Below are 11,809 nucleotides of genomic sequence, written 5' to 3'. Positions count from 1 at the left end.
GCCTTGTCATTGGACAGCGTAAACAAGCGCTCGAAGATGTGAAAAACCGCCTGGTCTGCATCCCGATTGGGATTGAGTTCAGCGGCCAGCTTTTTACGAACCAGATCCTGTGAATCATCTTCACGCAGGTCAACGGCGCGCCCCATCAGGTCGATGAGTGGAAAATAGGGCACTCCCTGGGTGTATTCGTATGCGTTTCCCTCAAACCAATTCACATCGTAATGAGCCGACGTTTTTTTGAACTCCGCAATCAAGCGGCTTTTTCCAGTGCCGGCATCACCCACGATGCACACACAGCCCCCCCTTCCCTCGGCCACCATTGACAGACGGGCCTGCAGGTGTTTCATTTGCGCGCTGCGCCCGATGAGCCGGCTGCGCAACCCCAGGACCCGCCTGATCTTGTCTGGCTTCCTCACCGTGCTCAGGACACGAAATGCGTCAGTGGTTTTCGCATTTTCCCGGCCGCCCTCGGGTTTGCATTTCTCGAAGAAGAAGAAGCCTGACGTAGACGCCATGGTGCATGGTCCAACGAGAATTTCTCCGGAAGCCGCCAGACGGGTCAACAACGATGCCCGGTCCACCGGGTCGCCGGTGATGCCTTGCCGTCCAGCCATCGGATCGGTTCTTCCGGTCAACACCAGGCCCGTGGCAACTCCCGAATGCATGGTCATCGGTTGTTGCAGCCGACCGTTGAACCGGTCAGTCATTCCGGCCACGGTGTCGTGAATATCCACAGCGGCACGAATCGCCCTGACCGGATCGTCCTCATGGGTGCGGGGTATGCCGAAAACGGCCAACACTTCATCTCCGATGACCCGGTCAATATATCCTTCATAACGGATGATGATGCCGACAATCTCTTTGAATACCAGGTTCATCATCTCGCGAACATCCTCAGGATCCAAGCGTTCGCACAAGGCAGAGTAGCCGGTAAGGTCCGAAAAAAGCACTGTCACTCGTTTCCGTTCGCTGTTGCGCCTGTACCCATCCTGTCCGGCAACGGGTGGACCGGAAACGGGTCGGGCCGAGCTAGCTGAGACGCCGGGAGAAGGTGAAGGTGTCGAGATGAGGTCCAACGAAGTACCGCACGCGGAGCAAAATTTGCTGCAGGGCCGGTTGACACTGCGGCAGTTGTCGCATCGGCGGTCAAGGGGACATCCGCAGAGGTGACAGGCAGCGGCGTCACAGTCGACGGCGTTCTGGCATTCAGGGCACTTCATGAGAGGCAACCACATCATGAGAATATGGGAACGGCTTGCAATTGCACCGATTAGCCACCAACAACCGGCACCCTGTTATCGATCGGCACTGAGGTCGTGAAGGCCGGCAACGTTCACACGCAGTACCCGCCGGGAGACGCCGCAGGTCATCTCATAAGGAATCGAGCCCATGAGTTCGGCCACATCGAGGACCTGGATCGAGCCGTCTTCGGTGTCCCCCCAGACTAAGACATCGTCACCCACGGCTACCCGATCGTCACCCACATCCACCATGATTTGGTCCATGGTTATGGTACCCACCACCGGATATCGCCGACCGCCGATGATCACCTGAAGCCGACCGGTCAAATGGCGCCGAACGCCGTCGGCATAACCGATGGGAAGCACGGCAATGGTGGTTTCACGTTCAGTTTTCCATCGCCTTCCGTAGCTCACACTATGGCCGGCAGGCAGCCGCCGCAAATGGGCCACAGCCGTCTTGAGGGTCATGACCTGCTTCAAGGGGATCGACCGTGAGGTTTCCGTTGACGGGTAATGACCGTAGAGCATGATCCCCGATCGACAGGCATTGAAGTAGCTGTCCGGCATGTCCAGTATCGCCCCGCTGTTGGCCATGTGAACCATGGGCGGAAGCGGACCATTGGCCTTCAACCGCTTCAGCAGGGTGTTGAAACGATTCAGTTGCTCGTGGGCGTAGCTTTTATCGGCTTCGTCCGAGGTGGCAAAATGACTGTACAATCCCTCCCAGAGGCAACGCGGCGAGCGCCTCAGATGGTCGAAGAATTCCGGTTCCTGGTCGATGAGCACACCCACCCGCCCCATGCCGGTTTCCACGTTGACATGCACGCAGGCGGCCTGGCTTCCGGGCACCCGTTCGATCCAGCGGATATCTTCCACACCGAAAAGGCTGATTCGAAAGCCCGCCCGTATGGCCCCGGGAAGCTCGTCCGGGAACAGCCGACCGAAAATGAGGATGGGAACATCGATGCCGCTGTCGCGAAGTTCCCGGGCTTCCTGGTACTGGGCAACGGCAAGGAAATCGGCCCCTTCACCGACTAAACATCGGGACACGGAAATGGCGCCGTGGCCGTATGCGTCGGCCTTGACTACGGGAATCAGGCGGGCCGGAGCGATCTTTTTCCGAATTTCACGGAAGTTGTGTCGCAAATGATCCAGATGGATCCGAGCGCTGGTACGAGGGTGCATGGCCATTTTCCATAAAAGCGGATTGGCATTGAACGGGGTTCAATGCAGAATCTGGCTTAAAAAGAGTTTGGTGCGGTCGTGTTGGGGATTGTCGAAGAACTCCTTGGGTGTATTCTGTTCGACGATCCGGCCATAATCCATGAACAACACCCGATGGGCCACACTCTTGGCAAACCCCATTTCATGGGTCACCACCAGCATGGTCATCCCCTCCTGGGCCAGCTCGATCATGACGTCCAGCACTTCCTTGATCATCTCCGGATCCAGCGCCGATGTAGGTTCATCGAAGAGCATGACGTTGGGTTTCATGCACAAGCTGCGTGCAATGGCAACCCGTTGCTGCTGCCCGCCGGAAAGCTGTCCCGGATATTTCTTGGCCTGTTCGGCAATATGCACTTTTTCCAGGTAAGCCATCGCATCCGCTTCGGCCTCTCTTTTAGGGGTCTTACGCACCCAGATCGGTCCCAAGGTCAGATTTTCCAAGATGGTCAGATGGGGGAAGAGGTTAAAATGCTGAAACACCATGCCCACCTCGGCCCGGATCTTCTCGACGTTTTTGATATCGTTGGTCAACTCGATGCCGTCGACGATGATCTGACCGCGCTGGTGCTCCTCCAACCGGTTGATACAGCGAATGAGGGTCGATTTTCCTGATCCGGAAGGGCCGCAGATGACGATCCGCTCTTTCTTTTGCACAGTCAGGTTGATGTCTTGCAGGACATGGAACTCACCGAACCATTTGTGCATCGCTTTGATCTCGATGATGGCTTCGCCGGTTGGGTGCAGCTGGTTGTCAGGTTTATCTTGGCTCATGATGATCTCTTCCGGCTTGGTTGTTGGCATTTTTTTAACCTGTCGTTCAAAGAAGGCAGGATCCGCGCAGGATTGAACGCCTACGTGTCTTCTTTTAAAAACCCCTGTCCAGCTCCTTTTCCAAGCGTCTGCTGTAGCTGGACATGAAATAACAGCAGCCAAAATAAATCAAAGCCACAAAAATGTAAGCCTCCGAAGAAAAGCCCATCCAGGTGGGGTTTGATAAAACGGACTGGGTTGTTTTGAGGAGATCGTACAAGGCAATGATTACCACCAGGGACGTATCCTTCAACGCCGAGATGAGTTGGCTGACCGTCGGAGGTATAACGATTCTCAGGGCCTGGGGAAGAATCACCAGCCGCATCGTCTGGTAGTAGTTGAGTCCCAGCGATTCGGCCGCCTCATACTGGCCCGTGGCCATCCCCTGCAGCCCGCCCCGCACGACTTCCGCAATATAGGCCGCGGTGAACATGATAATGGCCACCTGTGCCCGTAAAATCACGTTTACAGTGACGCCCTCGGGTAAAAACAGGGGGAAAACGATGGACGACATGAACAGCAGGGTGATCAGCGGTACGCCCCGGATCATTTCAATATAAACGATACACAGGGTTTTTATCGCCCGCATTTGCGAGGCGCGCCCCAGAGCAAGGACAACACCGAGCGGATAGGCCGCCGCCAGTCCAAATACCGACAGCAGCAGTGTCAACGGGAGCCCGCCCCACTGGGTACTTTCAACCACGGCCAAACCCAGAATCCCGCCCTTCATGAGAAGGCCCATGGTTAAAAGGCCGGCACCCCAGGCATAGGCCAGTGATTTTTTCCAATGACCTCTGTTCCGGCTGTAAAACAGCAGACCGATCAGAAGAATCATGGCCACCAACGGCCGCCATTGCGATTCGTAAGGGAAAAAACCGAAAATAATGAATCGAATGTTGGCTGGAATGATCGACCAACAGGCGCCTTCAGCACCCTTGCAAGCTTCACCGGTTGAAAGCCACAGGCTGTCCACGAAGGCCCAGCGGACAAAAGGGGGTACAACCTTGCCTAACGTGTATAGGGTGACCACCGTCAGGATCGAGTTAAACCAATTGTTGAAAAGGTTGGCTCGAATCCATCCGATCACCCCCACACTCGTCACCGGCGGTTTGATGGTTTTTTCCACATGCTTGATATCCGTTTCAGCCATGGGTGTATTGGTGTTGTTCGCTGATAAAGTATGTGTTTGAAGTTTAAATTGACGATTGAGGGTTCAAATCGAGGCAACCAGGTCGTTTTGCATCCCCTCACAGGGCGATCTTATCTTTCCACCAGGGCCATCTTTTTGTTGTACCAGTTCATGAAGGCGGATGTCAGCAGGCTCAACGTCAAATAGACGATCATCATCAGGGCCACGCCTTCGATGGCCTGGCCGGTCTGATTGATCGTTGTGCCGGCCACGGACACGAAGTCGGGGTACCCAATCGCAACCGCCAGGGAACTATTCTTGGTCAGGTTCAACATCTGACTGGTCATGGGTGGAATGATGACACGCAGGGCCTGCGGCAGAATCACCAGGTTCAGCACCCGGCTGGGTCTGAGGCCCAATGACATTGCCGCTTCGGTCTGCCCCTTGCTAACCGATTGAATGCCAGCCCGGACCACTTCGGCCACAAAAGCCGCCGTATAAAAAATAAGCCCTAGCAACAGAGCCGTGAATTCAGGGCTGATGTTGGTTCCCCCGACGAAATTGAAGCCCTTTAGCGCAGGCACGTTCATGGCTGTCGGGGCACCGCCGACAGCCCAGGTCAACAGGGGTAAGCCCATCAAAAGGGCCAGGGAAACACGAAAGATGGGAAAAGGTTGGCCTGTCCGGGCCTGTCTCTGTCTTGCCCACCGGCGCAGGAAATAGACAACCACACCGGCGACAACAACAGCGATGGCCATGTAGGTAAAAACCGGATGCGCTTGCGGCACGGCAAACACCAAACCGCGATTGCTCAAAAAGACGCCAATGATCGGATTCAGGGCCTGTCGTGGCGACGGCAGGACATTGTAGAAAAACGCATACCAGAAAAAGAGCTGCAACAGCACGGGTATGTCCTGAAACACTTCGATATAGGCGGCTGCCAACTTCGATACCAGCCAGTTGGAGGAGAGTCGGGCGATCCCGATCAAGGTACCCAGTATGATCGTAATGACGATGCCGACAAAGGAGACGATCAGGGTGTTTAAAAAGCCGACCACCAGGGCACGTCCATAGGTGTCGGCTGCGGAATAACGAAGGGGGGATTCACCGATTTCGAAGGCGGCCTCTTTCTGCAAAAATCCGAAACCGGTAGCAATGGACTGTTTTTCAACGTTGGTCAGCGTGTTTGAAATCAGATAAAAGGCCAACAGCCCGACCAGCATCAGCGTCGCAATCTGGAAAAGAATCGACCGCTTTTTAGGATCGTTGTAAAAAGGGGCGGCTGACGGCGGGGCACTGCCTCGAATCTTGTCTTTTTTTGGTTGCATAGGGCTGTCGCACAGGAAAGACGTCTGTCACGCCGGTGAATGGAAGGTCGGATGACCCGACAGGCGCTTATTAGGTGTCCCATTGAACGCGCCGCCCGCCGGCTAACAAGATGACCCAACGGGCGACGCGTCCGGTCCGCACTTACTTGAAGGGTGGCGAATACATCAGCCCTCCGTTGGTCCACAGCGCGTTCAAGCCGCGCTCGATGCCCAGGGGTGTGCTGACGCCCACATTTCTTTCGAAGACTTCACCGTAATTACCGACCTGCTTGATGATGTGGTAAGCCCACTTTTCATCCAGGCCAAGGGCTTTGCCGTTGCCCTCGGTCACCCCTAAAAAACGCATGATCTTGGGATCTTCGCTCTTGAGCATGTCATCGACATTATTGGCCGTAATCCCTAGCTCTTCGGCCTCGATCATGGCCAACACGCTGTAATTGACGATGTCCTTCCATTGGTTGTCACCGTGCCGCACGGCCGGCGCCAAAGGTTCCTTGGAGATGATTTCCGGCAAAATAATGTAATCCGTGGGGTTGGGGGCAACGGCGCGCGTACCGGCAAGCTGGGACGCATCCGAGGTCAGGCAGTCACATCGACCGGCAAAGAAGGCCTTGGCCAGTTCCGCCGTATTTTCGATGACCACGGGTTTCATTTTCATGCCATTGGCCCTAAAGTAATCGGCCACATTGAGTTCGGTGGTCGTTCCCGGCAGTACGCAGACCGATGCGCCGTCGAGCTCTTTGGCGCTTTTGACTCCCAATTTTTTGGAAACCAGGAAGCCCTGGCCGTCATAGTAGTTGACCTGGGCGAAATCGAGGCCCAGATCGGTATCGCGTCCCAGGGTCTGGGTGCAGTTACGGGTCAACACATCGATTTCCCCGGACTGCAGCGCGGTGAAGCGGGTTTTGGCGGTCAACGGCGTATATTTAACCTTGCCGGCATCACCGAAGACAGCTGCCGCAATGGCCCGGGCCGTATCCACATCCAGCCCCTTCCAAACCCCTTTTTCGTCCGGTTTTCCGAATCCGAAAAGATCTCCGTTAACCCCAGCCTGTATGAATCCCTTGGCCTTTACATCATCCAGGGTCCCGGCCGAGGCAGAACCGATCATCGAAAACACAGCAATCATGGCCAATAGAATACTAAATCGTTTCATCACATTCTCCTCCCATCATGCAATCGGTTAATATAACGGTGGACCTGTGGCGGGTCCATTGAAACACTTAAATTTTTTTTGAATGGGCGGCGAGGATTTCAAGCTCATCGAACACGGATTGTTAATCTAATCAGTTACAAATAGCATGGACGCCCGCGCTTTGGCAAGCGTATTTGCCGGTTGTGGTAACCTCAACACCCCATCGGATTCAAACCAATCCGTGCTGGACGATGACCTGCATTGACAAAGGTCATGACGTCATGTAGGCAACAGGTGACACAGAATTCCATTTTGCGGTTAATATAAGGAGGGGATATGGATCTTAAAAATGTCAACATGTGCATGGGGACAACGCTTTTATTGCTGGTGGTCATGGGCTGTTTTGCATGTGCAAAAAAACCTTACATCGACGTGGACTATCGCCTTCCTTCTGCCGCAGACACGCTGTCCGGGCGCACGGTTTATGTCGAGACCCGTGATCTTAGGAGCGACACGGAGATATTTAACAAACGTGCAAATGAGAATTTTGAACATTTTACCGGGCTATTTACGCTTTCATTGGTCACGCCGGACGACCAGTCGAAAATATTAGGTGCGTATGCATTGCCCAAGCTGTTTGAAATGGCGCTCACGCAGCGGCTCAAAAATTTAGGCGTAGCGGTAGCGGACGCGCCCTCGCGGAGCGCACCGGTTTTCCAGATCGACATCAATCAGTTCCACATCAACCTCGTCGGCCAAAAATGGATGGCGGACATCAGCTACGAAGTCAGCCTGACTCAGAACTCGCAGCTGGTCGCACGAGAAGTGGTTTCCGGAAGTGCGGAACGACTGAAGGTGATGGGCAGCGGTGGCGCAGAAAAAGTGATCGGCGAGATATTCACGGATATGATCAACCGGCTGAATATCGAACGGTTATTTCAGCAGGCTAAGCTTTGATGAATCCGAAAGAAGGTGCGTTTCCTACGTCTTCGTAAAAAGCCTGAGATCAAGCCTTGCGAAAAAGGGGCCCGCAGGCGCCCTGGAAGAAGTGCCCTTGGGGTGCATCGTGTTGATATTCCGAGGAACCAATTTTAAGCGTAACGCAGATATCTGGTTTTTTACGGCGTCGTCCTAATCGATCCCATACAGCTTCATTTTGCTCAGCAGCGAGGGGTGGCTGATCTCCAGCAAATTGGCCGCATGGGTTCGATTTCCGGCGGTTGCAGCGAGCGCCTTGCGGATCATATTGTCCTCCAATTCTGCTTTGGCGGCCTTTAATGAAAACCCATCGTAACCACGGCCCGTTGGATCCGAATCTGACGCCGCACCTTTTCCAAAAACAAAATTGTCAGGTTCCAGGGTGTGGCCGTCGGCAAGGACAATGGCACGCTCGATGGCATTTTCCAACTCTCTGATGTTTCCCGGCCAGTCATGCTGCATCAGTGCGGTCATTGCAGCGGATGAGATATTCGCGACGCTGCTGCCAAGGCTCTTGTTAAAGCGGTTGATAAAAAATTTGCACAGCAGGGGAATATCCTCCGGCCGATGCCGAAGCGGAGGCAACGCGATGGGAACCACGTTGAGGCGGTAAAACAGATCTTCCCTGAAATGACCCGACGCCATTTCCTTTTCCAAGTCCTTTGAAGTCGCCGCAATCACCCGCACATCGACGGCCCTGGATGTTCCCCCGCCTACCGGCCGGATTTCACTTTCCTGAAGCACCCGCAGCATTTTCGGCTGCAAGGAAACCGGAATATCGCCAATCTCATCCAGAAAGAGCGTCCCCCCTTCTGCTATTTTGAAAAGGCCCTGCTTGTCTTTATCGGCGCCGGTAAACGCACCTTTGACATGACCGAACAGTTCGCTTTCCATGAGGCTCTCCGGTATGGAGGCACAGTTTACCGGAACCATGGGGTTGGACCGCCGGTCACTTTCCCGGTGAATACCTTGGGCCACCAGTTCCTTGCCGGTGCCGCTCTCACCGGTGATCAGCACCGTACTGTCAAAACGGGCCACTTTCAAGGCCATGGAAAAAACGGTCTGAATGCCAGGGCTCCTGCCCACCATGTTTCCAAAGGAGAGATCGCCGCCGATGCGCCGGATTCGGTCTTTAAGTTCAATGTTTTCCTTTTTTAGCCGCTCCCGTTCTTCCGCTTTTTTGATGGTGAGGCGGATTTCTTCATTTTTAAAGGGTTTTGAAACAAAATCGTAGGCACCGAGCTTCATGGCTTCAATGGCCATGTCGATGCTGCCAAAGGCTGACATCATAATTACGGTGGTTGAATATAGACGATCTCGGCCTGCTTTTAGAAATTCCATGCCGGTCATCCGCGGCATTTTCACGTCGCAAAGAACAAAATCAAACTGATGGTCGCTGATTTGCTCAAGCCCGTCGGCGCCATCTTTAGCCGTGCGAATGACATAACCGTAACGCGTAAGCATCGTTTGAAGCATATGGCGCATATTTTCTTCATCGTCGATGATCAGGATTTTTTTTTGCTTTTTATTGGTTTCCATATGCTCCCGTCTTTCTATCGATACCGTTTACGTCACTATTCCGGGCCAGCGGCAAGACGACCTGAAAGACGGCCCCCACTTCCTTGCCACCGGATACGGTGATGTGGCCACCCAGTTTTTCGACGATCATGAAGGAAACACTGAGACCCAGCCCCGTACCTTTGCCAGGCGGCTTGGTGGTAAAAAAGGGATCGAACACATGGGGTAAATGAGAGGGGTCGATGCCGGGCCCACTGTCCTGAATCGTCACCTTGATAAAGCCCCCGTCAGGATCGCTGGACAGGTCATTGTCATCGGTCGTACATTCAGTAATTATCTTTATCCGTTCATCTCCCCTTGCATTGCCACTTACCGCATCCACCGCGTTTAGCAGGATGTTCAAAAAGACCTGTCTGAGCCGATCGGGATCAGCAAAAACAATATCGTCGGTGGCGTCAAGATTCAAATCGAAACCAATGGCATCGGCAGCCGGCTGGTAGCCCAGCACCACAATCAGGTCCTGGAGCAGTTGGTGAATAGACATCGCCTTTGATTCACCGACGGTAGATCTGGACATGTCGAGCAATTGCCGAATAATATGGTTGATCCTGGTGATCTCTTTTTCCGATCTGGCAATAAAGTCATTTCGTTCCCCGGGTGTCAGGTCCATCTGTTTCAGTAAATCCAAGTATCCTAAAACGATGCCGATGGGGTTGCCGATTTCGTGGGCGATGCCCGAGGTCAACCGCCCCACGGTGGCCAATTTTTCAGCCCGAATGACATCGTTTTGCGCCTTCTTAAGTTCCACATTGGCGGCCTTGAGGGAGCCGATGGTCTCATTCAGCACACGCTTGTCCTCGGCAATGCGATCCAACATTTTATTCAGCGAAGAGGAAAGGACCGAGAACTCGTTGTCTTCTTTTCGGACGGAGAAGAACAGGGTGCCTTCATCTTGGTAGCTTTCTGCTTTTTTTGCAAGTCTTTTCAATGGCTTGAAATAAATCCGGGTGAGTTGCCGGTTGCCGAACAGCGCAAAAAAGAAGCTGTTGATAACCACAAAAATGATGGATATTTTTTGTATCCTGCGAAAGTCCTGATAGATATGGGCCAGGGAACTCTCGATGCCGCCGGCAGCGGCAATGTTGCCATTTGACAGGATGGGATAAGTAAGAATTACCGATTTATGCTGCAAAAAAAGCAGGCCAACCGTTTTCCCCGCCTTTCGAGTGGTCGCCAATCCTGTTTTCAGGGTCTGATAGACTGCTTTTTCTAGCCCGTCCAGCATCTCCATCGGCTGTCCATCGTTCGGTGTTGACGCAGAGGCCTTGGCAAAAAAAAACCGGTCACCTTGGGGCAACAGGTTTTGATCCATCGCCAGAACAGGCGTCGCCTCGTCCATGGGAAACCGCCGCTGGTTTTCACAGGCAATCGCCAGAGCGGATCGCTTTTGATCAATATGTCGCGAAACGGTTCTTTCGAGAAAAATGAAAAGCACTAACACATCGATAAAGAGCATAGACAAGAAGAACAATATCCAGAATTGAACAAAGACCCTGTTTTTTATCCCTCGAAAACCCATAGAGAGCCTGATTCGTTAAAAAATGGTAATCTTTTATACAGGCGGGTAGCCGGAAATACTGGTGAGACCTTATCACAGATCGAAAAAAGGAGGAAGATCGGAAAATTGGTGGGGGGGTTAAAAACGACACAGCCCGCTCCCTTTTTGTTTTTGGGAACGGGCTGCGATGAAGAAGTTTTTCGGCGGCGTCCTACTCTCCCACACAGCTTCCCGTGCAGTACCATCGGCGCTGAAGAGCTTAACTTCCGTGTTCGGGATGGGAACGGGTGTTGCCTCTTCGCCATCGCCACCGAAAAAGTGGTCTACCGGCTTTACAATAAAGTTTTTGGACTGCGTCATCGGTCGTCGCAGTATAAAAAATACGGCGTCTTCCCTCTGGCTTTGCCAAAAACATTATCCTAAAGCGGATAATATCGGCGCAATTTGGAATGTCGAATTTGTCTATCGTTCTTGATATTTATGTCAGTTATTTTGTGGCCAAGCCTCACGACTGATTAGTACCAGTAAGCTTAACACATTACTGTGCTTACACACCTGGCCTATCAACCTCGTCGTCTTCGAGGAGTCTTCAGTTAAGCATGTTTCCACACTTAAGGGATATCTAATCTTGAGGTGGGCTTCCCGCTTAGATGCTTTCAGCGGTTATCCTTTCCGAACTTAGCTACCCAGCCATGCCGCTGGCGCGACAACTGGAACACCATTGGTTCGTCCATTCCGGTCCTCTCGTACTAGGAACAGATCCTCTCAAATATCCTGCGCCCACGAAAGATAGGGACCAAACTGTCTCACGACGTTTTAAACCCAGCTCACGTACCACTTTAATCGGCGAACAGCCGAACCCTTGGGACCTGCTCCAGCCCCAGG

At 53.2% G+C, this 11,809-nt stretch carries 9 protein-coding genes and 2 rRNA genes; 1 reads left to right on the top strand and 10 read right to left on the bottom strand.

Annotated elements, in window-relative coordinates:
* The 6 genes from ABYV26_RS11785 to ABYV26_RS11760 form a co-directional block, all read right to left on the bottom strand.
* A partial coding sequence (locus ABYV26_RS11785) for an adenylate/guanylate cyclase domain-containing protein (RefSeq protein ID WP_372681217.1) occupies positions 1-956 on the bottom strand: 956 nt, incomplete at its 3' end.
* A gap of 339 nt (positions 957-1,295) precedes the next feature.
* Positions 1,296-2,426 (bottom strand): alanine racemase, encoded by a 1,131-nt coding sequence (gene alr / locus ABYV26_RS11780; protein WP_372681215.1) that lies wholly within the window; start codon positions 2,424-2,426, stop codon positions 1,296-1,298.
* A gap of 39 nt (positions 2,427-2,465) precedes the next feature.
* Complete coding sequence (locus tag ABYV26_RS11775) at positions 2,466-3,191, bottom strand: amino acid ABC transporter ATP-binding protein (RefSeq protein ID WP_372681221.1); 726 nt, start codon at positions 3,189-3,191, stop codon at positions 2,466-2,468.
* A gap of 142 nt (positions 3,192-3,333) precedes the next feature.
* A complete protein-coding gene (locus tag ABYV26_RS11770) occupies positions 3,334-4,428 on the bottom strand; it encodes an amino acid ABC transporter permease (RefSeq protein WP_372681213.1) in 1,095 nt (364 codons plus the stop codon).
* Between the two features lie 110 nt (positions 4,429-4,538).
* Positions 4,539-5,735, bottom strand: coding sequence for an amino acid ABC transporter permease (locus tag ABYV26_RS11765; RefSeq protein WP_372681211.1), 1,197 nt, complete (start codon positions 5,733-5,735; stop codon positions 4,539-4,541).
* A gap of 142 nt (positions 5,736-5,877) precedes the next feature.
* Positions 5,878-6,891: an amino acid ABC transporter substrate-binding protein gene (locus tag ABYV26_RS11760; protein ID WP_372681209.1), complete on the bottom strand. Its 1,014-nt coding sequence runs from the start codon at positions 6,889-6,891 to the stop codon at positions 5,878-5,880.
* Between the two features lie 315 nt (positions 6,892-7,206).
* Between ABYV26_RS11760 and ABYV26_RS11755 the strand changes: the two genes are divergently transcribed.
* On the top strand, positions 7,207-7,827 hold the full coding sequence (locus tag ABYV26_RS11755; protein WP_372681207.1) for a hypothetical protein: 621 nt from the start codon (positions 7,207-7,209) through the stop codon (positions 7,825-7,827).
* Between the two features lie 174 nt (positions 7,828-8,001).
* Here ABYV26_RS11755 and ABYV26_RS11750 read toward each other — a convergent pair whose 3' ends face one another.
* From ABYV26_RS11750 to ABYV26_RS11735, 4 genes are all read right to left on the bottom strand, one after another.
* Positions 8,002-9,387, bottom strand: a complete 1,386-nt coding sequence (locus ABYV26_RS11750) for a sigma-54-dependent transcriptional regulator (protein WP_372681205.1) — start codon at positions 9,385-9,387, stop codon at positions 8,002-8,004.
* The gene (locus tag ABYV26_RS11745) at positions 9,374-10,882 is read right to left on the bottom strand and encodes a sensor histidine kinase (protein ID WP_372681219.1); all 1,509 of its coding nucleotides are present in this window, start codon (positions 10,880-10,882) and stop codon (positions 9,374-9,376) included. Before ABYV26_RS11745 ends, ABYV26_RS11750 begins: the two co-directional genes overlap by 14 nt.
* Positions 10,883-11,122: 240 nt before the next feature.
* Positions 11,123-11,239: ribosomal RNA gene (gene rrf / locus ABYV26_RS11740) — 5S ribosomal RNA — on the bottom strand.
* Between the two features lie 179 nt (positions 11,240-11,418).
* Positions 11,419-11,809: ribosomal RNA gene (locus tag ABYV26_RS11735) — 23S ribosomal RNA — on the bottom strand; the annotation flags it as partial.

The sequence above is a fragment of the Desulfosarcina sp. genome, assembly GCF_041551955.1.
Lineage (GTDB): Bacteria > Desulfobacterota > Desulfobacteria > Desulfobacterales > Desulfosarcinaceae > Desulfosarcina.
The sequence above is the reverse complement of the archived record's forward strand: the minus strand, read 5'-3'. Positions and strand labels throughout refer to the sequence as shown.

Bases quoted from the DNA above. Each gene is read 5' to 3' on its own strand.
- ABYV26_RS11750 (WP_372681205.1), bottom strand. From the start codon at position 9,387: ATGGAAACCAATAAAAAGCAAAAAAAAATCCTGATCATCGACGATGAA.
- ABYV26_RS11745 (WP_372681219.1), bottom strand. From the start codon at position 10,882: ATGCTCTTTATCGATGTGTTAGTGCTTTTCATTTTTCTCGAAAGAACC.
- ABYV26_RS11760 (WP_372681209.1), bottom strand. From the start codon at position 6,891: ATGAAACGATTTAGTATTCTATTGGCCATGATTGCTGTGTTTTCGATG.
- ABYV26_RS11770 (WP_372681213.1), bottom strand. From the start codon at position 4,428: ATGGCTGAAACGGATATCAAGCATGTGGAAAAAACCATCAAACCGCCG.
- alr (WP_372681215.1), bottom strand. From the start codon at position 2,426: ATGCACCCTCGTACCAGCGCTCGGATCCATCTGGATCATTTGCGACAC.
- ABYV26_RS11765 (WP_372681211.1), bottom strand. From the start codon at position 5,735: ATGCAACCAAAAAAAGACAAGATTCGAGGCAGTGCCCCGCCGTCAGCC.
- ABYV26_RS11755 (WP_372681207.1), top strand. From the start codon at position 7,207: ATGGATCTTAAAAATGTCAACATGTGCATGGGGACAACGCTTTTATTG.